Here is a 24,516-nt window from a genome sequence, read left to right on the forward strand (position 1 = left end):
CCGGCGTGTCACCCAACCCGGCCAACGTTGGTGGTCACGGCACTAGGCGAGGACCTTCTGCGCCCACCTGCTCGGCTTGAGGGTCATCACTCGAAACGGGCAGCTCTGGTCGGTCAGCAGGGTGTACGCCTTGATCGCCCGTTCGGCGGCATCCTGCGCCTGCTCGGCGCGGGTCATGCCCTTGCCACGGTTGCGGAAGAGCGCGCCGTAGAAGGCCGCGCAGAAGACGCCGCTTTCGTGCCAACCGATGATGGACGAGGTGCCGATGTACGTCACCTCGCCCTGAAGGCAGTCCCGTACCGCCTTCTGCCAGACACCTGTGCCGGTCTTGCAGCCGTCGGCGAGAATCGCCCCGGTTGAGATGCCCTTGCCCTGCTCGGCGGCGATCTCGCCCAGATGCTCAAGGGAAATGTTGGTCTTCTCGTCCGTGCTGGTGAACGTCGGCGTGATGCTGTGGTCGCCATGAGCCATGACGTGCAGTACGTCGCACGATGCGGTGAATGCTGTCAGCACCGTGTTCGGATCGCGGGACCGGACGAAGTCGATGTCGACGATCGGCTCGTCGTAGCCGGCGTTGAAGTTCTGCAGCGTGCCCTGCACGAACGTCATCGCCGCGTCGAATGATGAATCCAGGCCGATATCGAGCAGGCTTACCCGTCTGGGCCTCACCGGTGTCGTCCTCCCCAGGTCGCAACCTCCGTGAGCGTAGAGGCCCCTTCCCGGCTTGTGAACCCCGTTCGTGGATCAACGTCGGCGGGTCACCACCCGTCGGCGAAGTGGTCGGTGAGGCGGGGGCGTTGACCCCGGAGACGAAGGCGGACCCGACAGGCGGAGGCCGTCCCAGCTGGCTTGATCACGCCGGGCTGTGGCGACTGACTGCCCCTATAGGGGCAGTAGAAGACCACAGCGAGAGGGGTTCGTCGGGAGCGGGTACGGCTGCGACAGCTGAGTCCGCCCGTACCCCTTCTGCTCTTGGCGGGCCTGGCATGCGTCCAGGCCCGCCTCCCGGCAAACTCGCCCCGCTGTGGGCGGCATGTTGGCCGGGGCGGGGGCACGCCGGACCGGTAACCACTACCGCCACAAATCTCTACCGGTTCCTCGGGTGTGGTTTCGTCGGTATCGGGTAGATCCGACACCGATGAGCTGATCTGCGTACGGAAGGCGGGAGGGATCCGCGATGGTGTCAGTGGGTTACACGTTGCTCTGTGAGCAGGCCGGTCCGGTTGACCTGATCGATCACGGGATCCGGGCCGAGGCCGCCGGTTTCGACCACCTGCTGATCTCCGACCACTACAACCCGTGGGTGGAGCAGCAGGGGCACAGCCCGAACGCCTGGCCGGTGCTCGGCGCGGTCGCCCACGCGACCTCCCGGATCGAGCTGATGACGTACCTGACCTCCCCGATCCGCCGCTACCACCCGGCGATGGTGGCGCAGCAGGCGTCGACGGTCGGGGTGCTCTCCAACGGCCGGTTCACCCTCGGCCTCGGCGCCGGGGAGAACCTGAACGAGCATGTGGTCGGGGCGTGGCCGCACGTGACCCAGCGGCACGAGATGTTCGAGGAGGCGGTGCAGATCATCCGGCCGCTGCTCGACGGCGAGAAGCTCGTCTACTCCGGCAACCACTACGAGGTGCCGGAGGCGTACGTCTGGGACCGGCCGGACGTACCGGTGAAGTTCGCGATGGCCGCGTCCGGGCCCCGTTCCTGCGAACTGGCCGGGCAGTACGCCGACGGACTCATCGCCGTCCAGCCGGAGCCACGCCTGCTGGAGATGTTCGACCGGGCCGGTGGCACGGGCAAACCACGGTACGGGCAGGTGGCGATCTGTTACGGGCCGGACGAGGCGGAGTGCCGCCGCACCGTGTACGACCAGTGGCGATGGTTCGGCCTGGGCTGGAAGGTCATGGCCGAGTTGCCGGAGCCGGTGAGTTTCGCCGCCGCCACCCAGTTCGTCCGCGAGGAGGACGTGGCCAGTTCGGTTCCGTGCGGGCCGGACGTCGAGGCACACGTGGCAGCGTTCCAGCGCTTCGTCGACGCCGGGTTCACCCATGTCGGCCTCGTCCAGGTCGGCGGCCCGAGCCAGGTGATGTTCCTCGACTGGGCGCGCGACGTGCTCCTGCCCCGCCTGCGCGAGCTGTAGCCAGCTTCGAGCTGTAGTCAGCTTCAACCGGAAAGCGTGGACGCCTTGCGGGGCGCGCCCCGGTAGGTGCCGAACGACCAGCGGTTTCCCTCCGGGTCCGCCACGATGAAGTCGCGTGAGCCGTAGTCGGTGTCGGCCAACTCCCGTAGCACCTTCGCGCCGGCGCCGACCGCCCGAGCGTAGAGCGCGTCCGGGTCGTCGGTGACAACGTACGCGCCGAACGTGCCCGGCTGGCGTGACCAGGCGTCGTCGGGGTCGTCCTTCGCGCTGCCGAGCATGATCCCGCCGCCGAGCGGCCAGGCGAGTTCGGCGTGTTCGACCCGGTCATTGGTGGCGTAGACGGCGGTCTCCTCGAAGCCGAAGGCGGTCACCAGGAACTGGATCAGCCCGAGCGCGTCTCGGGCGGGGACGCTGGGCCAGACCTGCGGCGGTGGCGCTTCATCAGTCATGGCTCGCAGTCTTCCCCGTCCCAGGCGTCGATGACTTGGACGTTTCGGAACTCCTCCGTCAGCCACCGGCTCGCCGAGCAGCCGGCGAACTCGCGGAACTCCCGGGCCAGGTGGGCCTGGTCGTAGTAGCCGCAGGTGGTCGCGAGGTCGGCCAGCGTCGGCGGCTGCCCGCTGGCAGCCTGGCGTTGCAACAGCCGACGGGTACGGTCGAAGCGGACCACCCGCGCGGCGCCTTTCGGGCTGAGCCCGGTTTCGGTGCGGAACTGTTGGCTCAGGTGCCGACCGCTCCAGCCGACCTCGCGCGCCAGTTCTTTCACCGGTACGGTCCCGCCGCTGGCACGAAGTCGCCGCCAGGCCCAGGCCACCTCGTCGCGCGGCCCGTTCGCGATCCCGGGCGGCCCGTTCGCGATCTCCAGCCGTCGGGTCAGCAGGACGTTCAGGGTCGTGAACCGCTCGGCCCAGCTCACCCCGGCGAGCAGCCGTTCGCGCAGCTCCCGGGCGAACGGTCCGAGCACCTCTCGGCCGTCGAGGTCGACGTGGACGAGTTCTCCGGCGGGCAGCCCGAGCAGTGCCCGCGCACCGAGCGGTGACAGGGCCAGTTGCACGCCCGACTGGCGACCGTCGTGGGTGATGATCGCCGGGGTGGTGTGCAGGCCGCCGACGAGTGTGTCGTACCTGCCGGCGGGCGTCCTCGGGTCGGGATGGGCGGCTACCACCAGTGGATCGTCGAGCGTGACGATCACCGTCAGGTAGGGCGACGGCAGCCCCCGATGTGTGCCCGGCTCGACTCCGACCTGCCGGTAGCCGCTGTACCAGGCGACGTACGGCCGCAGTGGCGCCGCCGGCCGCCGCTGGACGAAGTCCGACACGCCACCGGCACCGTCGCGCTCACCCACCCGGTCACTGTGCCACAACCCTTCGTGACCCTGGCGTGATTCAGCAGCGGAGTCGCGGCGGCAGCGCCAGCTCTTCGGACCGGTCCCGGTCCAGGTAGGTCTCCTCGGCGAAGGCGAGGAAGCGTTCCGCGTCCGCCGCGTTCGACGCCAGCCCGAACGAGACCCGGATCGCGCCACCGGTCGGCACCCGTATCACGTCGAGGTACTCGTCGACCGTCCTGATGTTTCGCATCAGGGTCCGGGCCAACCGCCACTTCGTGATCCCGAACGCCCCCTCGCCCGCGCCCGGATTGCAGAAGCAGCCGGTACGCAGGGAGAGGCCCGCCGCCGTGGACTCGGCGGCGACGAGGCGTTCGTCGACCACGGTGCCGTCCGGGTGGAGGAAGTTGAACGAGATGGTGGCGCCCCGACGGTCGTTCGTCGCCGGGCCGTACACCCGGACCAGTGGTTCGCCGGTGTGGTGCCGCAGCGCGGTCAGCCGTTCCAGCAGCCAGCCGGTGAGGGCGTCGACCCGGGTGTGGATGAGGTCGACCCCGATCGAGTCGACCCACCGCAGCCCGAACTCGACATCGGGGATGCTGAGGAAGTTGAGCGTGCCGTCCTCGAAGGCCGTTTCGTCGTCCATCGGCTCGTGCCAGTCCCCCTGCACGCTGACCGCCCGGATCGTGCCCCCGGCGAACCAGGGCCGGCGCAGCCGGGCGAGGGCGTCCCGGCGGGCGATCAGCGCCCCGGTGCCGGTCGGGTAGCCGAAGAGTTTGTACCAGCTCAGGCAGACGAACTCCGGTTCGACCGAGCTGAGGTCCAGCCGGTTCGTCGGCACGTACGCGGCAGCGTCGAGCAGTACGTCGTAGCCGTGCCGTTGGGCCAGCCCGACCCATTCCAGCGGATGCTGGACCCCGCTGAAGTTGCTCTGCGCGGGGAAGGCGAACAGGCCGCCCGCCCGTCGCCGCCATGAGCCGATGTGCTGCCCGACCAGTGCGGATTCCACATCAGACTGGTCGACCCGCAGCTCCGCCCCGCGTACGGGGACGTAACGGGTCGGTGCCCCGGCGGTGCGGGCGTACTCCCGGATGCCGTTGACCGAGTTGTGATTGTCCGAGGTGAGCACAAGCGGCCGGGACCTGGCGAACCGGTACGCCTCACCGACCAACCGGCAGGCGCCGGTCGCGTTCGCGGTGAAGACGACGGCGTACCGCTCCGGGTCGGCGTGGAAGAAGGCGAGAACCGCCCGCCGGGCCGACTCCACCAGGCTTCCGGCCGCGACCGAGGTGGGGTTCTCCGAGTGCGGATTGCTGTAGAGGCCGGCGGTCAGCCGACGGTGGTGCGCCTCGATCTGGGCGCGGGCGGCCACCCCCGCGCCCGCGTAGTCGAGGTACACCTGCCCGTCCTGGTCCAGGTGTGGGTATTCGGCCGCGCGCAGCTCGTCGATCCGGCCGGTGCCGGCGTACCCCGGGCTCGCCGAGGCGGGCATCTCAGGCGGGCGCGCCACGGCGGTCCTTCCGGGCCAGCACGGTCCACGCGGCGCCGAGGAAGGCGACCAGGAAACCGGCGAGGATCACCCAGTTGACCCAGACCGGCCGGGCGAAGCTGTCGCCGTAGCTGGCCAGCAGGGGTGGGCCGAGCGGCGACCCGCCGTCGCGCCAGATCCGTTCCAGTTCGGCGGTGTGGCCGAGGCCCTCGAACGCCCAGCGGTTCGACATCGCGTAGCTGAGCCACTGGCCGCCGGCCGCCATCACCGGCACCGGCAGGATCGCGCCGACGAAGAGGACCTGCGGGAAGCAGAGCATCGGCAGCATCAGGGTGGCCTGGGCGGCGTCCGCCACCGAAGCGGAGCAGAGCAGTCCGAGGGCGAGCGCGGCGGCGGAGGAGAGCAGCAGGGTGGTGTAGAGGGCGGCGAAGGCGCCCGCGTCGACCGCCGGCAGCCGGTCGATCCCGGCCAGGACCCCGAGCAGGGCCAGGTCGACCAGGGCCAGCAGCGGGAGCAGCACCGCGACCTTGGCCAACAGGTACGGCCCGACGCGTACGCCGGCCAGCCGTTCCCGCCGCAGGATCGGCACCTCGGTGCAGATCTGGAGCAGCCCGTAGGTGAGGCCGAAGAAGAACCCGCCGAAGGCGATCCAGAACAGGGTCATCACCGTAACGTTCGGACTCGGGTCGGCGAGGTCGAACGCACCCGGCCGGAAGAGCAGCGCGAACATGCCCAGCACCATCAGCGGTGAGCCGAGCAGGATGGCCAGGGTGAGCCGGTTACGCGCGACGATCTCCACGTTGCGGCTGCTCAGTACGGCCCACTGGCGCAGCGGCCCGACTCCCTGACCCCGACGACCCGGCACCCCAGGACCACCGTCGGTGTCGGTGTCGGTGTCGGTGTCGGTGTCGGCGGCGCGGCCGGTCTCCGGTTCGTGGCTGCGGCGGAACCGGGCCGGCCAGCCCTCCGGCTCGGCCTCCTCGTCCAGCCGCAGGTAGACCTCGGCGAGTGCGGTCACACCGAAGAACTCGCGGGCCGCCGCCGGACTGCCGGCGAAGGCCAGCTCTCCCTGCCGGGTCAGTACGACCACCCGGTCGCAGAACTCGACGTCGGTCACCTGGTGCGTGGTGAGTACGACAGTGGCGGCCGAGTCGGCGAGCCCGCGCAGTACGCGCAGCAGGTCGACCGCGATCGCCGGGTCCAGCCCCGACGTCGGCTCGTCGAGGAAGAACACCCCGGGCCGGGTGAGCAGTTCGACCGCGATGCTGGCCCGTTTGCGTTCGCCGCCGCTGAGCCGCCCGACCGGCACTCCGGCCCGTTCGGTCAGCCCCAGCTCACCCATCACCTCGCGGACCCGCTCGGTGAGGGCGGTCGGGTCGGTGTCCGGCGGGAGGCGGAGCCGGGCCGCGTACCGCAGGGTCCGCTCCAGCGGCAGTTCGCGGTGGATGATGTCGTCCTGCGGCACGTACCCGATGCCGGCGGCCCCGATGACCCGCTCAGCGCCGCCCTGGTGGTCCACAGTGCCTGCGCCGGGCGGACGTACCCCGGCGAGGGTCTCCAGCAGTGTGGTCTTGCCGGCGCCGCTGGCACCGATGATCGCGACCAGTTCGCCGGGCTCGACGGTCAGCGAGACGTCACGCAGGATCTGCCGGCCACCGCGCACGGTCTGGTGCAGGTGGGAGGCGACGACGCGTACGCCGGTAGGTGGTGCGGTGGTCGTAGTCGTACCGAACGGGGTCATGACTGGCCGATCCCTGCGGTCTGAGGACGGTTCTGCCGTTCTGGCGAATATGGCACGCCGTTCACATCTCGTCAGCGCCCATCGAAGTCGGATATCGGCACCCGGGCGACGGCGCGAGCCTCGGACACGCCAGGGGATATCGTTTCGTTGGCTCGCCGGGTTCCCCGGACGGGGCGGCGACGGACGGGAGAGTTGGCTGGTGGCGAGGACGAGGCGCCGTGCGGTGGTGCGGGGCCACGGCCATCCGCAGATCCGGGCGACCCACGCCAAGACCCTGGAGTTCACCCACGACACCGACGTGACCCAGCGGGCGACCTGCGTCGTCGGGGTCGGCACGGAGCTGGATCCGGCGGAACTCGGGCTGTTACGTGGCCGGGTCCGCTTCACCGTCGAGGCGGACGGCCACGAGGCGACGGGGGAGGCGACGATCAACCCCGAGCACGCCGTACGCGACGGCCTGGTGCTGCGGCGCAGCCACCACGCCGACCCGGGGACGCTGGCCTTCGCGGCGACGCTGACCGCGGATGACCTTGATCGTGACCTGGTTGCCGCGCTGACCGACCCGGCGACGGCGGTGACCCTCAGCCTGGTCGAGGTCGCCGTGCCGGCACCGCTGATCCTGCTCCGCTCGGCCGGGCAGTCGCTTCCCGAGGGGCGGCTCGGGCTGCTCTGGCGGCACGCCGACGAGGCGGTGGACCTGGGCGCGGTGCGGGAGCCCGCAGCCGCCCGGGCGACCGTCGCGCGTTCCGGTGTCCTCGCCGTCACGCTGCCCGGAACGCTCGACGAGGCGACGCCCGCCGCGCTCGGGTGGCTGGCCGTGGCAGCCCAGGCCGGTGCCCGGTTCGCGCTGCCGGCGGCCGGGCCGACCGAGACGCTCTACGCGGCCGGGTTGCCGCCGACCCCGGTGCTGTCGCTCGGCCGGGTGGACCGACGGTCGGTACGCCGGCCCGAGGTCGAGGTCGCGCTCCGCTCCGCCCTGGCGCCGACCGTACTGACGGTGCCGGCGGAGGAGGTCGACGCGGTCCTCGAACACGTGGTGGCGGCGACGCCCGGTCGACGGGTCGCCGTACCGGACGGGCAGCCGGACGTCGGCACGGCGATGAGCTGGACCACCGCCGACCGGGCCGGGTCCGCCGTACGCCGGGTCGGGGCAGCGGAGGTCACGATCGTGCTCGCCGCCGCGGTCGCCGTGGACCAGCCCGTCGACCTTGATGCCCTGGTGCGCGCCCTCGCCGGCGCCGGGGTGTCACCGCGTACGTTGAGCGAGGCGCTGGCGCCGTTCGGGCTGAACCGACGGCGGGTCTACGACGCCCTGGGGCCGGGCCGCTCCTCCGGTGGCTCCTGACAGAATCGGCAGATGCAGGTCGTACAGGGCAAGCGTCTGGTCACGCCGGACGGCGAGGTGCTCGACACGCTCCGGGCCGGGGCCGATCGGGTGGTCGTCGACGTCGGTACCGGTGACGCGCGTACCGCGTACCGGTTGGCCAGGGCGCAGCCGGACTGGCTGGTGGTCGGGGTCGATCCGGCGTGGCAGCGGATGACGCCCACGAGCGTGCGTGCCGCCCGGAAGCCGGCCAAGGGAGGTACGCCCAACCTGCTCCTGGTCAACGCCGCCATCGAGACCGTGCCCGCAGATCTGTACGAGATCGCCGACGAGGTGCTGGTGTTGATGCCGTGGGGCAAGTTGCTGCGGGGCGTGGTCCATGGTGAGGCGGACGTCTGCGCGGGGCTGCGCCGGGTGGCCCGTGCCGGAGCCACGCTTGAGATCACCGTCGGCACCAGCATCTGGCGGGACCCGGTGCCGTTGGAGATCCGCGAGCTGCCCGAGCTCACCCCCGAGTACGTCGACACCGTCCTCGCCGACCGGCTGGCCGGGTACGGCTGGCAGGTCACCGGTGCGGAGGTGGTCAGCGGCGCCGAGATGGACCGGATCAGCTCCTCCTGGGCACGCCGGCTCGGTTCGGCGAACCCGGAGGTCGTGATTCATGTTCGCGCCAGCGCGGTTGATCCCCGCTGACCAACCATCCCGGATCGATGTTCACCTGAGGGTCGCACAGTGAGTACGTCGTGTTACATCCTCGGGGGTGGATGGTTGTTGCTACGCCGACCAGGTGGGTGACAGCAGCCGGCCCGCGGTTGTCACCCACCTGGCGGTTGGGTCGTCTCTGCCCGCCCTGGACGCGGTCGTCCTGTCCGCCGTGGTCGCGGAGGGCGGGTGGCGCCGTCAGGCGGTGGTTTCCCTTACCCAGGCGGAGAGCCTTTCGGCGAACACCGTCGGCGAGAAGTTGGCGGCGTTCGCCTGCACTCGCGCTGGATTCAGCTCGCCCAGCCGAGCGACGAGCGGAGCGAAGCTACGCGGGTCGGTGGAATCGATCAGGAATCCGGTCTCGCCGTCGACGACCGTCTCCAGTAGACCGCCGTGGCTGAATCCGATGACCGGGGTGCCGCAGGCCTGGGCCTCGACCGGAATGATGCCGAAGTCCTCGTGGGTGGGGAAGAGCAGTGCTCGCGCACCCCAGTAGAGCTGGCGCAGGCGCTCGTCGCTCGGCCGCACCTCGAAGCTGACCGGTACGTTGACCTTCTCCGCGGCTCGGCGCAGGGACTCTTCCTCCGGGCCCTTGCCGGCGATGATCAGCGGCAGTCCCGCCGCCGCCGCGATCTCGATCATCAGGTCGAAGTTCTTGTACTTGATCCAGCGTCCGACCCCGAGCAGGTAATCCCGGTTCTGCTGCTGGTCGGCCACCGGGGCGGCGGTGTAGAACCGCACGTCGACCGGGGGGTTGATGACGTGCGCGTCCCGGTGCCAGTACTGGCGGATGCGTGCCTGGACCTCACGTGAGTTGGCCGCGTAGCTGTGTACGTGCCGACTGAGCCGCAGGTCGGCCGCCTGGAGCACCTTCCGTGGCCCGGCCAGCATCGGATTCGATCCCCGGCCGTCGAAGTCGGGGCTCCACACGTAGCGGGCGGGGGAGTGGACGTAGCTGAGGTAGCGCGTCTGCTCGGAGGAGCCCAGCTTCACCGTGTGGGCGAAGGCGTGGCTCGATGAGATGACGACGTCGTAGTTGTTCCGGGAGAGGGTGCGCCAGGCCACCGGCATGAGGGGCAGGGCGAGGGCCTTCGACCCTCGCAGCGGCGTACGCGCCATCCAGGACTGTCGGAGAGTCAACTCCTCCGTCGCGTCGTCGTCCTTCCACAGCACGAAGCGTTCGCCGTGTGGAATGAGGTCCGCGATGTTGAGGAAGACCTTTTCCGAGCCACCGGTGGAGCCGTACCACTCGTGGACGAGAGCAACCGAACGCCCGGCCAGGAGCGCCGAGGGGGCGCTTGACGAGCGGGTGTCTTCGAGCGAGGTCACCTGCCACCGCCATTACGTTCTGTCACGCGACGATGGCTGGTCTTATTCGACGAGTGCACTAACATCCCCTGTGTTGTGCTGGGAAAACCCAAGCGGTGCGCGATCGCACGCCGCGACCCCGCCGATTTCCAACTGGAATAAACAGCCTTGACTGTGAGTTGTCAAGGACGTTTTCCTGGGCTCTGTCCAGTTGGCAGATTTTATCGCGGTAAAGAAGCTGTCAGATAATTAGTCTGACTAGGCCGAGCTGCCCGGTGTGAGGGTATTTAGCGGTTTATCATGCCATCTCGGCGGCGGGACTGGTGGATTCGCGCTGAAATGACGCGATCACCTTCGGTGACCCGACGTGATACCGAAATATGGTTCCGCGGTGACGATGGTTTGCGGCGGCGGTTCGGTCGGCGGCGGTGCGGGGTTGGCGTGGCCGCCGGGTCCGATTCTGCGGGCGTGGCGGTGATCGTCACCGTGTGGAGATGCCGGCCGCTGGGTTGTCCGCCGGCGACACTTGGTGGTGTTGGACGTCACGGGTTACGTCCCTGACCGAGGCTATTGAGCAATGTGTCCGGTCCGGTACGTCTTGGATAATTCTAGGGGACAAAAACGCGCCACCTCCTCCTTCGAAATTACCCTCTGTTGCGGTTGGTGTTCATTTGGTTATCCGGAAACATTGCATCGTGGCGAAGTTACCTGGGCTACTGGGCGAGGGTGCGCATGGCCTTGGGTGAGTCAGTACCATCGGGCGCATGGCACGCCACCCACAACTCGCGATGACTGATGCCACGGCCGTTGTCGAGATGTCCCCGGAACTCGATCAAAACGGTAAGAAGCCACCCCGTCGCAACCGCGGGAAGCGTATTGCCCTCATCGTCCTGCTGGTGGTCGCGCTGGTTTCCGGTCTTGGCATCCTCGGGGCCGGCCTCTACCTGCGTTCGGTGGAATCGGGCATTCACCGGGTTGACGCGTTCGACGCCGTGCCCGAGGCGGCACGCCCGCAGCGGGAGGGGGCGGCCAAGGGGGCGCTGAACATCCTGCTGCTCGGCGGTGACTCACGTGATCCCGACAGCAGTTCCGGGTCGCGTACCGACACGATCATCCTCGCGCACATCCCGGCTGACCGTTCCAGTGCCCAGTTGATCTCGATCCCCCGGGACACCTGGGTGCCGGTGCCGAAGTCGCAGAGCGGCAACAACGGCGGCGTCGACGCCAAGATCAACGCTGCTTTCGCGTGGGGTGGCGTCGCACTGATGGTGCAGACGGTCGAGTCCTACACCAACGTTCGGATCGACCATGTCGCGATGGTCGACTTTGCCGGCTTCAAGGAGATCGTGGACGCGCTGGGCGGCGTCGAGGTCAACGTCGACACGAACTTCACCTCCACGCACTCCCTCGACCATCCCCGGAAATACGTCAAGGGGCCGATGGAGATGGACGGCGCGACCGCGCTGGACTACGCCCGCGAGCGGTACGCGTTCGCCGATGGGGACTTCGCCCGGATTCGGCACCAGCAGCAGGTGATCAAGGCGATCCTGGACAAGGCCGCTTCGGGAGGCACGCTCGCCAACCCGGCCAAGCTGAACTCCTTCGTGCGGGCGACCACCGACACGGTGACCGTGGACAAGGCGCTCAACGTCCTCGACATGGCGGGCGAGCTCCGCGGCCTGCGCAGCGACAAGCTCGGCTTCTACACCAGCCCCACCAAGGGAACCGGTCGGGTTGGTAACCAGAGCGTCGTGCTGCCAGACCCGGCAAAGGCCAAGGTGCTGTTCGACGCCGTCCGGCGCGACTCGGTCGACGAGATCCTGGCCGTCGCCGAGACGAAGTAGTGCCTCCGTCCTAACGTGGCGAAAAGGGCCGGTGCCCCGTACTCGATACGGGGGCCGGCCCTTCTGCTTGCCGGCGGAGGCGGCGCCTGTCGTCGGTGACGGTGGCGGCCACTGACCGGGACCGCCCGGCGGGACTGCAGCCTGGTCGTGTGTCGGATATAGCGTCATTAATGGATGATCGGCCGTCCGCCGTCGGGGCCCGGACCCCCGCCGAACCGGCAAAGTCCCGGGAAACCCTGGACCCGGACGCGATCGACAGGTAGAAAAACACCGATCCCCTCCTGCGTCGACGGGGCGTCGCCGACAGTCAAAGAGAGCGCTCTCTTTGTGCCGGTCCGTCCCGTCTCCCGTCCCCGATAGGCAGGTAGATGAACATCAATCAGGAACACAGTGCGCCCGCACTGTCGAGTGTGCGTACCGGCACCTCGCTCCGTCGGCTCCTCACCGTGGCGGTCTCGGCCGCAACGCTCACCGCCGCTGGCCTGGTGCCGCTGGCGAGCGGTGTCGCCGCCCACACCGGCGGACGCCCTGATTTCGGGCCCAACGTCTTCGTGTACGACCCGTCGACGCCCGTCGCGCAGATCCAGGCGAAGTTCGACGAACTCTTCGCGGTGCAGGAAGAGAACGAGATGGGTACGAACCGGTACGCCATCCTCTTCAAGCCCGGCCGCTACGACGTCAACGGCAAGCTCGGCTACTACACCACCGTCGCCGGACTCGGCCAGTCCCCGGACGACGTGGACATCAACGGCGCCATCCGGGTCATCGGGCAGCCGGATCCCGGCTCAGCCGCCGGAATCTCCGCCCTGACCAACTTCTGGCGCTCGGCGGAGAACTTGTCCGTCACGCCGACCGACTGGTCCAACCAGTGGGCGGTGTCGCAGGCGTCGCCGATGCGCCGGGTGCACATCAAGGGCACCCTCTGGCTCGAACCCGGCAACGCGGGCTTCTCCAGCGGCGGTTACATCGCCGACTCGAAGGTCGACGGGATCACCATCAACGGGTCACAACAGCAGTGGCTGACCCGGGACAGTGAACTCGGGGACGTCTGGACCAACGGTGTCTGGAACCAGGTCTTCTCCGGGGTGGTCGGGGCACCCGAGCAGGGTTTTCCGAACCCGCCGTACACCACACTGCCGACCTCCCCTGTGACGCGGGAGAAGCCGTACCTGTACATCGACGGCAGGGGCGACTACCGGGTCTTCGTCCCGACCCTGCGACACCACACCTCCGGCACCAGTTGGGGCGAGGGCAAGCGCCAGCAGGGCTACTCGTTGCCGATCAGCGACTTCTTCGTGGCAAAGCCGTCCGACAGCGAACACAAGATCAACGAAGCGCTGGCCCGGGGCAAGCATCTGCTGCTCACCCCCGGGGTCTACCACCTCGACCGGGCGCTCCAGGTCAAGCGTGCGAACACCGTCGTGCTCGGCCTGGGCATGCCGAGCCTCGCCCCGGACCGGGGCGACGCGGCACTGCGGATCGCCGACGTCGACGGGGTCCGGATCGCCGGCGTGCTGGTCGACGCCGGCCCACGGGAGTCCGACGTGCTGGTCGAGGTCGGTGACCGGCACAGCCGCCGGAACCACTCGGCCAACCCGATCTCGCTCCAGGACGTCTTCTTCCGCATCGGCGGCCCATGGGTCGGCAAGGCGAAGACCAGCCTGGTGGTGAACAGCGACGACACGATCATCGACAACATCTGGGCCTGGCGCGGCGACCACGGCAACGGCATCGGCTGGTCGCAGAACACCGCCGACACCGGCGTCGTGGTCAACGGTGACGACGTGACCGCGTACGGGCTCTTCGTCGAGCACTACCAGAAGTACCAGACCATCTGGAACGGCGAGGACGGCCGGACGATCTTCTACCAGAGCGAGCTGCCGTACGACCCACCGAGCCAGGCCGCCTGGAGCAGCCCGACCAGCAAGGGCTACGCCTCGTACAAGGTCGATCGGCACGTACGTGAACACGAAGCCTGGGGCCTGGGCGTCTACTCCTACTTCAACCAGGAGGTGGACATCCGCGCCGACCGGGGAATCGAGGTCCCGCAGACACCGAAGGTGAAGTTCCACAACATGGTCACCGTCTTCCTCGACGGCAGCGGCGGGATCGAACGGACCATCAACGACGCCGGCACCCCGGTCGTCGGCTCGTACGGGACCAGCACCATCGTGGACTATCCCGAGGGCTGACCGACCGCCCCGGACCGCACCAAACGAGGCGGCCGACCCGGATGCCGGGTCGGCCGCCTTCGTACTGTCGCCTGCTATCCGACCCGTATCGCCGATGCCGGCGCCGGACCCCGGCTCACTGCTCGGTCGAACCGAGGACCGGCGGTGCGGCGCTCTCGTCGTCCCGCCAGACCATGTCGTCCTCGGTCAGCCAGGTCAGTCGGTCGTTGCCTTCGTCTTCCTCCGGCTGACCGTGCTGCGAGCCGCCGAGCATGCCGGGACGTCCACTGGTGCCGGAACCCGGGCGCCCAGCCGCGGACCGGTCACCCGCGGTCGACCGCTCACCAGCGCTGGACGTGCCCTGCCGACTTCCGCCCTCGGCGCGCCCTGCGCCGTTCGTCGACCTGCCCTCCGCGCTGCCGCCACCGGGGCGCGCCGCCGCCGACGAACCCGGTGTGCCGGAGGCGGCCAGGGTGCCGCTGCCGAGGACCCCGCCCGGAGGTGTCGCCATCGACTGGCCGGCGAAGAGCCCGGCGCTACCACCGGCGGGTGGGGCACTCGCGGCGGTCGCGGCCATACCGCTGGCGCCGGTGGCCCAGCCGCCCGCCAGTCCGGCGCCGGCCAGCGACGTACCGTCGTTGTTCCCGGTCGTGTCGCCACCCTTGCCGGTCGACTTGTCACCGCTGTTTCCGGTCGACGGACCCCGACCGGTGGTCGGTCCACCTGAGGTGGTGACGAGGCTGTTGTCGGACGGACCGGACACCGGCCCGCGGGCCGGCGGCTGCGGCGCCTCGGCCCGGGCGATGCCGGTCTGCGCCAGGCTCCCGCTCTCCGGAGCCCGCGTCGGCGTGGTCGCCCCCGGCCCGGTCTGCGTGTTCGGGGGGGTGCGGTTGACGGTGTCGGGCGTCTCCGGATCCGCGACCGGTGGTGTGATCAACCGGTCGTACGCGGAGAGGTCATACGCGGCGGCGAGTCGCGCCACCACAGCGACCATCCGCTGATGGGCCCGTTCCTGTTCCTCTTTGTCCTGCTGGTGCCCGAGGAAGCCGCCGACGACCATCCCGGCCGGGCCGAAGATGGCGCCCTTGGCCGCCCCGCCCAGAGCCTGATCGTGGTCGTCGGTCTCCTCGGGGCTCTCAGCGTCCTTCTGTGCGGTACGCAGCGGCCCCGCCATCAGGCTCAGTCCCTCGTTGACCGCGCCCATCCCGGTGGCGACGCTGTTCGAGTACGACACGACCAGGTTGATTCGACGCTGGAATTCCTCCCCGGCCGCGCCCGTCCAGGCCCGGTCGAGCGCGTCGAGGTCCTCGCGCAACGACCTGGCGAGCCCGTCGACGGTGGTCTTGAGTGAACTCCACTTGCTGGCCAGGGTTTCGACCTGGTCCGCGTCGCCCGCGTGGACGGCCCGGTAGAGCTCCTCATGGCTCACATGCTGGTAGCGCTGCACATACTCGTCAGACACGACGCGGCTCCCCCGGATCGAGTGCACCCTCGACGCCACCGAGCACGCGGCCGATGTCGTCCGCGTTGGCCTTGTTACGGGCCTCGGTCGTGCGGTAGTTGTCGATGATCTGTCGGGTGGCCTCCTGAACGGCGGTGATGGCCTGTCGGAGCCGCTCCACCCGGTTTACGTACTCCTGGTGCAGGGAGGTGTACTGGCGAGCGTTGCTGGTGGCGTCGGCGAACAGTCCCAACGCCGGTGGCTGGCACTGCATCTCGGTGTTGAGTTTGGTCAGCACCTGCTCCGCTTCGGCCAGCCGTCCCGCCAGCCTCCCGTGGAAGTCCTCCAAGGACAGTACGTCGACTTTTGTCTGCGGACTCATAGCGGTATCCCCGTGGTCGGTCGTCGTTGTCGCGCAACAGCCGTGGCCTGCGCCAAGATTAGTCGACCCCCGCCAATGCCGCGACCCGTCCGAGGTGGCCGAATCCGGTGACCGAACGGGCGCCGTCAACCCGCCGTGACCGTCGGCTGCGGCGTCGTCGACGGGACCGGTTGCCCCGACTGCGGTGGCCGGGCGGTCGGGGTCGCCGGGCTGCCCGTGGCCGAGGATCCAGCCGGCGACGGGGTCCCGCTGGGGGACGGCGGCTGACTGGGTCGTGCCGTCGGCGTCGCGTTGCTCCTGGCCGGCGAGGGTGCGCTGCCGGGAGCGAAGTACCGCAACGCGTCGCTGCGTTGCAGGGTCGGGCCGGTGGGAACCAGTGCCAGCACCGATGCCGGTAACCCGAGCGGGGTCACCCCGCCGTAACCGAGCGCGGTCACCGCGTCGCCGTCGCGGGTCCCGAGCGGGTAGCGAACACCCTGTGAGGTCACCAGGTAGACGGTCGCCCCGGGCGCCCCGCCGGAACCTCCACCCGAACCGGGCATTGCCTGCACGAGCGCGCCCTTTCCGCCCGGCATCACCACCCGCTGCGCGGTCTGCACCGCGTCCCGCGTCGACTGCCGGACCTCGATCGACCCAGGCGCCGACGGGGTCAGTTCCGGTGGCGTCTGGTCGAACACCTCGATCGTCGTACGGGACGAACCGGCGGTGCCGTCCCGGTAGGTGGCGCAGATCGACGTGCTGCCCGCCACCGCCGGTTGCACCTCCGGCAACCGTTGCGGCATGCCCTCGTCCTCCAGCCGCTCCTGGCTCAACGCCTGGCCGGCCTGCTGCGGGGTGATCTCCTTGACCACGCCACCGTCGCGGAGCAGTAGCAGCGCCGTGATCTCGCCGATCGGGGCGAGGCCGATCCTGGTCAGCACATAGTGCTGCCCGGCGGACCGGAAGACCTGCCCGACCCGGGCCGGCCCCGGACCCACCCGCAGCCGGCTCGGTTCCTTGTTGCCGGCGATGCCGGGTTCGCGCACCCGCGGACCCACCGGGATCGCGTTGAGCAACTGCGGGCCGACCTCGACCGGCCGTACCGAGGCCATCTTCAGCGCGGTCATCGCGGCGGCCCCACCGGTGATCTGCATCCGGGTGTTGTTCGTCAGCAAATAGAGCTGCCTGTTGTTGGTGATCAGGACGGCCCGGTCGGCGAGCGCGACACCGCCGGCCAGTTCCTGGTTGACGACCAGGCGAGTGGTCGACTGACGCGAGTCGGTCGGGTTCGGGGTGTTGCAGACCGACCAGGGCAGTCCCACCAACGACTTCTGGCCCGGCAGGTCGTCCGGCGCCCCGACGATGCCGACCATGGGGCCGCGTGGCCGGTCCTGGATCGACGCCTGCGACATCGTACGGACCTGCGGGTCCGCCTCGTCCAGGATCAGCCGCGCGGAGGTGTAGTTGAGGGTCGGGTAGAGCAGGTCGTCCACGAAGACGTACGTGGCGCCGGTCTCCCGCTCGACAACCAGTGTGTTCGGCTCGAGCGGCGAGCTTCGTTTCGTCACCAGCCCGTACACCCCGGCCCCGGCCAGGACGATCGCCGCGGCCATGGCGCTGCCGAAGACCGCGAGCCCCAGCCGCCGCATCGGCAGATTGTTCGTCTCCGGGTCACCCGAGAGCAGCGCCGAGACGATTCGGCGGGTGACGAACCGGTACGCCTGCACCTGGTCGCGGCGGGTCCGCATGCGTTACCTCCGGCGTGAATGTGGTCCGCGACGAGCAGGTCCGAAATCCGTCACGGGCTTCCCTACGATAAGGGTCCGCCGGTCGATCAGCGGGACCCGTCCGCGCATCCGCGCCGTACGGCACCGCCGGCCGAGGGTCCAGAGAGGATTGCCAGCGATGATGCAGGTTCAGGCACCCCCCGGTCAGACCGTCCCCGGGCGGACCGGTTCCGGCCGCCCCGCCGATCGGCGCAGGCGCGGTCGGATCGGGCCGGTGGCCGTCGGTCAGATCGTCGTCCTGGAGATCGGCCTGGTGGCGGTCGGTGCCGTGCTCGACCGCCCGGTGTGGCTGGTCTCCACCGTCGCCTCGCTCGCGGCGCTGGCCGTACTGGCGGCCTTCGCCGGGCGGCGCGGCGGCTGGTGGTACGAGGACCTGAGGTTGCGCCGCCAGCTCCGTGGACGTACGCAGCGGGCCGGGCAGCCAACGGCCGGTACGGGCTCCGACGACCCCCGCCTGACCACTCTCGCCCCCGACCTGTCGCTGACCGAGGTGCTCGACCGCGGCTCCCGGTTCGGAGTGGGGCAGGACGAACACGGCTGGTTCCTCGCCTGCCTCGTCGCGCCGGAGGCGAGCGATCCGGAGAGCCCGGTCGAGGCATCCACCGTCGACCAGGCGCTCGGCGTACTCGCCGGTTTCACCGGCCCTGGCTCGACCGTCCAGGTCGTCGCGCGCACCCTGGTCCACCGCGACGAACCCGGTGTACCGGCCACCTACGAGCGGGACGTGTGGGTGGCGGTCCGGCTGTCGGTGCCCGACGCCCGCGTGGAGGCGGTCAACCGGGGCGGCGGCATCTCCGGCGTGCACCGCACGATGGCCGCCGCTGCCGGCCGGCTCGGCAAGGCACTCACCGCCGGCGGGCTGGCGTACCAGGTCCTCGACCGGGACGAGTTGCGCCACGCGGTGCTCACCGCGACCGGCCTGGACCTGGTGACCGAGCCGCAGCCGGAAAACTGGACCGGTGTCTCCGGCGGCGGTTGGACGCAGTCCTGCCTGGCGTTGCGCTCCCGGGTCGACATCCCGTTCGGCAGACTCGTCGACGCCGTGACCTCGACCTCGCCCGTCTCGCACACGCTCTCGGTGACGATCGACAGCAGTGGTCGGCGGGGTACGCCGTTGCTGCGCGTGGCGGCTCCCGACAGTGAGTTCACCGCCGTGGTCGGGGCCGTCGAGCACGCGGTCAGCCAGCACTCGACCGCGCCACGACGGCTCGACGGGCGGCACGGTCCGACGATCTACGCGGCGGCACCGGTCGCCGCCGAGTGGGAGGCGACCGGCACCGTACCGGTCAGGCCCTGATGTTGGCTATCCAGCCGTAGAGGCCGCAGACCCAGGCGGCGAGCGGCACCACGGCGACGATCAGCAGGATCTCGATGATGTCCAGGGTCCGGCCCCACACCGGTGAGATGGGCCGGCCCGCCACGCTCGACCCGTAGACGAGACTGATCACCGCGGCGACCACGAGACCCGCCAGGACCACTCCGAGCCGGATGACGACGGGCGCCTGGGCGAACAGGGCGGTGGCGGCCAGGCCGAGCCCGAGCGATCCGACGGCCAGGACCGGGGTCCGCTGCGACCGGCCCTTGAACGGGCGCGCCTGCAGCATCGCCAGCAGCGCGAGCACCAGGCAGAGCAGGAGGGCGGGTAGCCGGCCGTCGAGGGCGAGGAGCACCTCGCCGCCGAGCACCACGATTGCGACCGTCCACAGCAGAGCGGTGAGGAACTGGTCGGCCCGCTCACCCAGGCGGAGCACCTGCCGGCTGTCGAAGGTCTCGCGGTCCGTCTTGAGGTCGTCCGGTCCGGTCGGAATCGACGGGACCGGCAGCCGGGCCAGCCGGTACGACGCCATCGGCAGGGCCGGCATCGTCGCGAACGCCACCGTGGCCACCACCGCCCCCGAGGCGGCGCCGCTCATTCCGAACACCATGCAGAGAATCGCACCGAGCCCGGCGAAGACACCGACCGTGGTGGCGCTGAAGAAGAGTGGCGCCCGGTCGCCGACCGCCAGCGCCGACGCCGCCCCGAAGACGACCAGCGCGGTCGCGGCGAGCAGGAAGTGCGGCGTCGACAGTTCGGTCAACGGGTGGTCCCCGGCGAGCAGCAGGAGGCCACCGACGACGGCGTACGCCAGGCCGACCATGGCCAGGACCGAGGCGGTGCCGCTGTCGCTGGCCGCCCTGGACAGCACGGCAGCCGTCACCATCAGCCCGATCGCGACGACCAGGGCGACCAACGCGCCGGCAAGCTGCGGTGGACCGGCGAGCAGGGTCACCACGGCCCCGCCGACCAACGCCAGCGAGGCGAAAAGGAGAGAGAAACTCCGGGTGGTGCCGATCTGCCAGCCGCCGGCACGGCGGTTGGTGGCGGTTGCCACCGCGTCGACCACGTCGTCGAAGACCACCTCGGGCGCGGTCGCGTTGCGAGGGTTGAAGTAGAGGACCTCGCCGTCGTGGATGCCGTGCTGGGTCGCGCTGTAACCGCCGTCGAGTGGTTGGCCACCCAACCGGGACAGGCTCCATCCCCCGTGCCGGGCACCCTCGTCGGCCAGCTCCTCGCCGGCGTACCGGAGCAGAGTCGGCAGCAGGTCGGCGAGGGGCACATCGGACGGTAGGGCGAGATCCATGCGTGTCCTCGGTGCCACGATGGTGACCCGGCTCAGGTCGCCGGTCGCCGTCTTCGTCGCCACTGGGCCTCCTCGTGCTTGCGTGTGCGGAGTCGTACCAGCGCCCGCCGGCACGTCTGGACGAGTGTGGCCGGTGAACGCCCTTGCGCGGGATCGCGGCGTCCAGGGGAGATTACCTACGATGGCGGGTACGTACGATGCCCCCCGACGGCTTCAGTCGGTTGCACCCGGGCATGAGCCGCGATCGGGGAGGTACAGACGTGGGTACGGTGATCTTCCGTCGGCCCCCACGGCAGGCGGGGCCCGCACTGCCACGGGGCGAGGTCCTGCTGGAGTCTCCACCAGAGCTACCCGAGCAACTGCCCCGTGGTCTGGGTCAGATGTTGATGATCCTGCCGATGGTCTGCGGGGTCGGTGCCATGGCGTTCCTCTACGCCGGTCGGTCCGGCGGCATGATGACCTGGGTGGCCGGTGGCCTGTTCGGGGTCTCGATGCTCGGCATGGCGATCGGCTCGATGAGCAACGGTGGCAACGACAAGGCCGAGCTGAACGCCGACCGGCGCGACTACATGCGCTACCTGACCCAGGTGCGCAAGCGCACCCGCCGCGCGGCCGAGCAGCAGCGCAAGGCGATGGAGTGGCGCCACCCGGAACCGGACGCGCTCTGGTCGATCGGCTCCTCGCGCCGGCTCTGGGAGCGACGCCCGACCGAGGAGGACTTCGGCGAAGCGCGGATCGCGGTAGGCGCGCAGGCGCTCGCCGTACAGATCGTGCCGCCGGAGACAAAGCCGGTGGAGGATCTCGAACCGATGAGCGCCATCGCGCTGCGCCGGTTCGTCCGGGCCCACTCCACGGTGCCGGAGCTGCCGACCGCGATGTCGCTGCGGGCGTTCAGCCGGGTCGTGCTCCGGGGCGAGCGGGAGGCGATGCTGGACCTGACCCGGGCCGCGATCGGGCAACTCGTCACCTTCCACGCCCCGGACGACCTGATGCTCGTGGTCGTCGCCGCCACCGACTACCAGTCCGACTGGGACTGGGTGAAGTGGTTGCCGCACGCGCACCACGGCGGGCGGGTCGACGCCGCAGGGCCCCGACGTCTGGTCTTCAACACCCTGTCCGAGGCGGAGCAGGCGCTCGTGGGAGAGCTCGGCACCCGCCCGCGGTTCACCCCGGAGGCGAAGCCGTACACCAACGGTCCGCACGTCGTCGTGGTCGTCGACGGCGGGGAGGTCTCGGCCACCTGTCAGCTGGTCGGAGTGGGGCTGCTCGGCACCACGGTCATCGACCTCTCCGGCGCGGTGCCCCGCGAGGCCGGTCGCTGGCTGCTCTGCCTCGATGTGACCGACGGCTCCGGACTGGACCTGATCCGGGGCAAGACCACCTCGCGGTTGGGGCGCCCGGACCGGCTCAACGCCGCCGCCGCGGAAGGGCTCGCCCGACAGATTTCGCCGTACCGGCTCTCCCGGCAGACCGTCAGTGAGGAGCCTCTGGCCCGCAGCATGGAGCTGCCGGACCTGCTCGGCATCGGTGACGCCGCCACGCTCGACACCACGTCCACCTGGCGGCCCCGCGCCCAGCGTGAGCGGCTGCGGATTCCGCTCGGCGTCGGCCCCGAGGGCAACGTGGTCGAGCTGGACTTCAAGGAGTCGGCGCACGAGGGTATGGGCCCGCACGGCCTGGTCATCGGGGCGACCGGCTCGGGCAAGAGTGAACTGCTGCGTACGGTCGTCGCCGCGCTCGCCGCGACCCACTCCTCCGAGGACCTCAACTTCGTTCTGGTCGACTTCAAGGGTGGCGCCACCTTCGCCTCCCTGGACGCGTTGCCGCACACCAGCGCGGTCATCACCAACCTCTCCGACGAGTTGCCACTGGTCGACCGGATGCGCGACGCGCTCGCCGGGGAGATGGTCCGCCGGCAGGAGTTGCTGCGCGCGGCGGGCAACTACATCTCCCGGTACGAGTACGAGAAGGCCCGTACCGCCGGTGAGCCACTGGAACCGATGCCGAGCCTGCTCATCATCTGTGACGAGTTCAGTGAACTGCTGGCGGCCAAGCCCGACTTCATCGACCTCTTCGTGATGATCGGCCGTCTCGGCCGTTCGCTCGGCGTCCACCTGCTCCTGGCCAGTCAGCGACTGGAGGAGGGCAAGCTGCGGGGGCTCGACACGCACCTGTCGTACCGGATCGGTCTGCGTACGTTCTCCGCCGTCGAGAGTCGGATCGTGCTCGGCGTGCCGGACGCGTACGAGCTGCCGAGCGCGCCCGGACACGGTTACCTGAAGTCGGACACCGCCACGATGCTGCGTTTCCGGGCCGCGTACGTCTCCGGCCCGTACCGCGCCCCGGGCCAGCGTGCCGCGACTTCGGACGCGGCGCTGAGCCGCGCCATCGTTCCGTTCGGTCTCGACTTCGTGCCGATCGAGGCCGTCGAGGAGTTGGTCGAAAGCGCCCCGGTGGCGCCCGAGCCGGCCGAGACCGGCAAGGCGGTCACCATGCTGGACGTGCTGATCGACCAGCTCCAGGGCCGGGGCAAGCCCGCGCACCAGGTCTGGCTGCCGCCGCTCGCCGACCCGCCGGGTCTGGGCGAGCTCTTCGGAACGTTGACCGAGGATCCGACCTACGGCCTCTGCCCGGCGGGGTGGGCCGGCCGGGGTCAGCTCACCGTGCCGGTCGGCATCGTGGACCGGCCGTACGAGCAGCGCCGCGACCCGATGTGGGTCGAGCTCGCAGGTGCGGGCGGCAACGTGGTGATCGTCGGCGGTCCGCTCTCCGGCAAGAGCACCCTGCTCCGCTCCCTGCTCGCCTCGACGGCGCTCACCCACACGCCGCGCGAGGTGCAGTTCTTCTGTCTCGACTTCGGCGGTGGAGCGTTACGCAGCCTCGCTGCGCTGCCGCACATGTCGGGCGTTGCCGGCCGACGCGACACCGAGGCTGTTCGCCGTACGGTCGCCGAGGTCGGCACCATCATCGACGAGCGTGAGACGCGGTTCGCGCAGCTCGGCATCGACTCGGTGGCGAGCTACCGTCGTCGCCGGGCCGCCGGTGAGTTCCCCGACGACCGGTTCGGAGACGTCTTCCTGGTCGTCGACGGCTGGAGCGTCCTGCGCCAGGAGTACGAGGAACTGGAGCAGCTCGTCACGAACCTCGCCGCCCGGGGCCTCGGCTTCGGGGTGCACGTGGTCGTCACCGCTGCCCGGTGGGCGGAAATCCGAGTCAACATGCGCGACCTGCTGGGGACGAAGCTCGAACTCCGCCTCGGCGACCCGGCCGAATCGGAGGTCGACCGCCGGGCGGCGGTCAACGTACCGGAGAAGTCGCCCGGACGTGGTCTGACCCGCGACAAGCTCCACTTCCTCGCCGCGGTCTCCCGGATCGACGGATCGCGCGCAATCGAGGACCTGTCCGAGGCGTCGGTCGAACTGGCCGAACGGGTGGCGGCGGCCTGGCCGGGCGAGCCCGCGCCGAAGGTACGCCTGCTGCCCCGGCGGATGGCCACGGCGGAGCTGACCGAACTGGTCGACCCGGCGGCGACCGGCCTGCCGATCGGCGTGAACGAGTCGGCGCTCGCGCCGGTCTACCTCGACCTGGCCAGCGAGCCGCACCTGACGGTCTTCGGCGACGCCGAGTGCGGCAAGACCAACCTGTTGCGTCTGATCGCCCGGGGCATCACCGAGCGGTACACCCCGGCCGAGGCCCGGTTGGTGATCGCGGACTACCGCCGTGGACTGTTGGGCGCGGTCGAGGGCGACCACCTGCTCGACTACGCGGCGTCCAACAAGGTGTTCAGCGAAGGGCTGGCGTCGATCCGGGACGCGCTCGGAAACCGGCTGCCCGGACCGGACGTGACCACCGCGCAGCTGCGCGACCGGAGCTGGTGGCGCGGACCTGAGCTGTACATCCTGGTCGACGACTACGACCTCGTCGCCTCCGGTGGCAGCAACCCGCTCAGCGCCCTGCACGAGCTGCTGCCGCAGGCCCGTGACATCGGCCTGCACCTGATCATCGCCCGGCGGGTCGGCGGCGTTGCCCGGGCACTCTACGAGCCGGTCCTGCAGCGACTGCGGGAGCTGGACTCGCCGGGTCTGCTGATGTCCGGCAGCCGGGAGGAGGGCGCGGTCTTCGGCACGCTGCGGCCGAGCCCGCAGCCGCCGGGTCGGGGCACCCTGGTCCGTCGCCGTGACGGGCAGCAACTTATCCAGACCGCGTGGTCTGATCCGAACTGACGTCCGCCGGACCCCGGGTCCGACGGCGACGGCGACGGCG

The 24,516-nt window shown here is 70.1% G+C and carries 17 protein-coding genes; 7 read left to right on the forward strand and 10 right to left on the reverse strand.

Going from position 1 to position 24,516, the window contains the following annotated elements:
• Positions 1 to 42: 42 nt before the first annotated feature.
• Positions 43 to 669, reverse strand: coding sequence for a hypothetical protein (locus BDK92_RS21120; RefSeq protein WP_246017165.1), 627 nt, complete (start codon positions 667 to 669; stop codon positions 43 to 45).
• A 508-nt stretch (positions 670 to 1,177) separates the two neighbouring features.
• Here BDK92_RS21120 and BDK92_RS21125 point away from each other — a divergent pair.
• A complete protein-coding gene (locus BDK92_RS21125) occupies positions 1,178 to 2,140 on the forward strand; it encodes a TIGR03557 family F420-dependent LLM class oxidoreductase (RefSeq protein WP_121158278.1) in 963 nt (320 codons plus the stop codon).
• 23 nt (positions 2,141 to 2,163) lie between these two features.
• On the opposite strand, the gene BDK92_RS21130 is transcribed toward BDK92_RS21125, so the two are convergent.
• The 4 genes from BDK92_RS21130 to BDK92_RS21145 are packed head-to-tail and all read right to left on the reverse strand — an operon-like array spanning position 2,164 to position 6,694.
• On the reverse strand, positions 2,164 to 2,589 hold the full coding sequence (locus BDK92_RS21130; protein WP_121158279.1) for a VOC family protein: 426 nt from the start codon (positions 2,587 to 2,589) through the stop codon (positions 2,164 to 2,166).
• Positions 2,586 to 3,485: a helix-turn-helix domain-containing protein gene (locus BDK92_RS21135; RefSeq protein ID WP_211349320.1), complete on the reverse strand. Its 900-nt coding sequence runs from the start codon at positions 3,483 to 3,485 to the stop codon at positions 2,586 to 2,588. Before BDK92_RS21135 ends, BDK92_RS21130 begins: the two co-directional genes overlap by 4 nt.
• Positions 3,486 to 3,525: 40 nt before the next feature.
• A complete protein-coding gene (locus tag BDK92_RS21140) occupies positions 3,526 to 4,974 on the reverse strand; it encodes an aminotransferase class V-fold PLP-dependent enzyme (protein WP_246017166.1) in 1,449 nt (482 codons plus the stop codon).
• Entirely contained in the window at positions 4,958 to 6,694 is a 1,737-nt protein-coding gene (locus BDK92_RS21145; RefSeq protein ID WP_121158281.1) for an ATP-binding cassette domain-containing protein, read from the reverse strand. Before BDK92_RS21145 ends, BDK92_RS21140 begins: the two co-directional genes overlap by 17 nt.
• 199 nt (positions 6,695 to 6,893) lie before the next feature.
• Here BDK92_RS21145 and BDK92_RS21150 point away from each other — a divergent pair, with 199 nt between their 5' ends.
• On the forward strand, positions 6,894 to 8,039 hold the full coding sequence (locus BDK92_RS21150; protein ID WP_170208641.1) for a DUF371 domain-containing protein: 1,146 nt from the start codon (positions 6,894 to 6,896) through the stop codon (positions 8,037 to 8,039).
• Positions 8,040 to 8,051: 12 nt separating this feature from the next.
• On the forward strand, positions 8,052 to 8,711 hold the full coding sequence (locus BDK92_RS21155; RefSeq protein WP_121158283.1) for a class I SAM-dependent methyltransferase: 660 nt from the start codon (positions 8,052 to 8,054) through the stop codon (positions 8,709 to 8,711).
• A gap of 207 nt (positions 8,712 to 8,918) precedes the next feature.
• Here BDK92_RS21155 and BDK92_RS21160 read toward each other — a convergent pair whose 3' ends face one another.
• A complete protein-coding gene (locus BDK92_RS21160; protein ID WP_121158284.1) occupies positions 8,919 to 10,049 on the reverse strand; it encodes a glycosyltransferase in 1,131 nt (376 codons plus the stop codon).
• Positions 10,050 to 10,924: 875 nt separating this feature from the next.
• Here BDK92_RS21160 and BDK92_RS21165 point away from each other — a divergent pair.
• Together BDK92_RS21165 and BDK92_RS21170 are read left to right on the forward strand one after the other, a co-directional pair.
• Complete coding sequence (locus tag BDK92_RS21165; protein ID WP_246017168.1) at positions 10,925 to 11,872, forward strand: LCP family protein; 948 nt, start codon at positions 10,925 to 10,927, stop codon at positions 11,870 to 11,872.
• Between the two features lie 368 nt (positions 11,873 to 12,240).
• The gene (locus tag BDK92_RS21170) at positions 12,241 to 14,064 is read left to right on the forward strand and encodes an adenylyl cyclase (RefSeq protein WP_246017169.1); all 1,824 of its coding nucleotides are present in this window, start codon (positions 12,241 to 12,243) and stop codon (positions 14,062 to 14,064) included.
• Positions 14,065 to 14,179: 115 nt separating this feature from the next.
• Here the strand turns inward: BDK92_RS21170 and BDK92_RS21175 are convergent, their stop codons facing one another.
• From BDK92_RS21175 to eccB, 3 genes are all read right to left on the reverse strand, one after another.
• Positions 14,180 to 15,505 carry a WXG100-like domain-containing protein gene (locus tag BDK92_RS21175; RefSeq protein ID WP_147457070.1) on the reverse strand — a complete coding sequence of 442 codons (1,326 nt, stop codon included), beginning with the start codon at positions 15,503 to 15,505 and terminating at the stop codon, positions 14,180 to 14,182.
• Positions 15,498 to 15,866, reverse strand: coding sequence for a hypothetical protein (locus tag BDK92_RS21180; protein WP_121158287.1), 369 nt, complete (start codon positions 15,864 to 15,866; stop codon positions 15,498 to 15,500). Before BDK92_RS21180 ends, BDK92_RS21175 begins: the two co-directional genes overlap by 8 nt.
• Positions 15,867 to 15,991: 125 nt before the next feature.
• Positions 15,992 to 17,593: a type VII secretion protein EccB gene (gene eccB / locus BDK92_RS21185; protein WP_121158288.1), complete on the reverse strand. Its 1,602-nt coding sequence runs from the start codon at positions 17,591 to 17,593 to the stop codon at positions 15,992 to 15,994.
• Positions 17,594 to 17,846: 253 nt separating this feature from the next.
• Between eccB and BDK92_RS21190 the strand changes: the two genes are divergently transcribed.
• Entirely contained in the window at positions 17,847 to 18,929 is a 1,083-nt protein-coding gene (locus tag BDK92_RS21190) for a type VII secretion protein EccE (RefSeq protein ID WP_246017170.1), read from the forward strand.
• Here BDK92_RS21190 and eccD read toward each other — a convergent pair.
• Positions 18,919 to 20,316: a type VII secretion integral membrane protein EccD gene (gene eccD / locus BDK92_RS21195; protein ID WP_121158290.1), complete on the reverse strand. Its 1,398-nt coding sequence runs from the start codon at positions 20,314 to 20,316 to the stop codon at positions 18,919 to 18,921. The genes BDK92_RS21190 and eccD overlap by 11 nt on opposite strands.
• A 197-nt stretch (positions 20,317 to 20,513) precedes the next feature.
• On the opposite strand from eccD, the gene eccCa reads away from it, so the two are divergent.
• Complete coding sequence (eccCa, locus tag BDK92_RS21200; RefSeq protein ID WP_121158291.1) at positions 20,514 to 24,476, forward strand: type VII secretion protein EccCa; 3,963 nt, start codon at positions 20,514 to 20,516, stop codon at positions 24,474 to 24,476.
• The last annotated feature ends 40 nt before the right edge of the window (positions 24,477 to 24,516 follow it).

It is taken from the genome of Micromonospora pisi (assembly GCF_003633685.1).
Taxonomy (GTDB): domain Bacteria; phylum Actinomycetota; class Actinomycetes; order Mycobacteriales; family Micromonosporaceae; genus Micromonospora_G; species Micromonospora_G pisi.

Coding starts and splice junctions, on each gene's coding strand:
- BDK92_RS21125 (WP_121158278.1), top strand. CDS start 1,178: ATGGTGTCAGTGGGTTACACGTTGCTCTGTGAGCAGGCCGGTCCGGTT.
- BDK92_RS21130 (WP_121158279.1), bottom strand. CDS start 2,589: ATGACTGATGAAGCGCCACCGCCGCAGGTCTGGCCCAGCGTCCCCGCC.
- BDK92_RS21145 (WP_121158281.1), bottom strand. CDS start 6,694: ATGACCCCGTTCGGTACGACTACGACCACCGCACCACCTACCGGCGTA.
- BDK92_RS21155 (WP_121158283.1), top strand. CDS start 8,052: ATGCAGGTCGTACAGGGCAAGCGTCTGGTCACGCCGGACGGCGAGGTG.
- BDK92_RS21170 (WP_246017169.1), top strand. CDS start 12,241: ATGAACATCAATCAGGAACACAGTGCGCCCGCACTGTCGAGTGTGCGT.
- BDK92_RS21180 (WP_121158287.1), bottom strand. CDS start 15,866: ATGAGTCCGCAGACAAAAGTCGACGTACTGTCCTTGGAGGACTTCCAC.
- eccB (WP_121158288.1), bottom strand. CDS start 17,593: ATGCGGACCCGCCGCGACCAGGTGCAGGCGTACCGGTTCGTCACCCGC.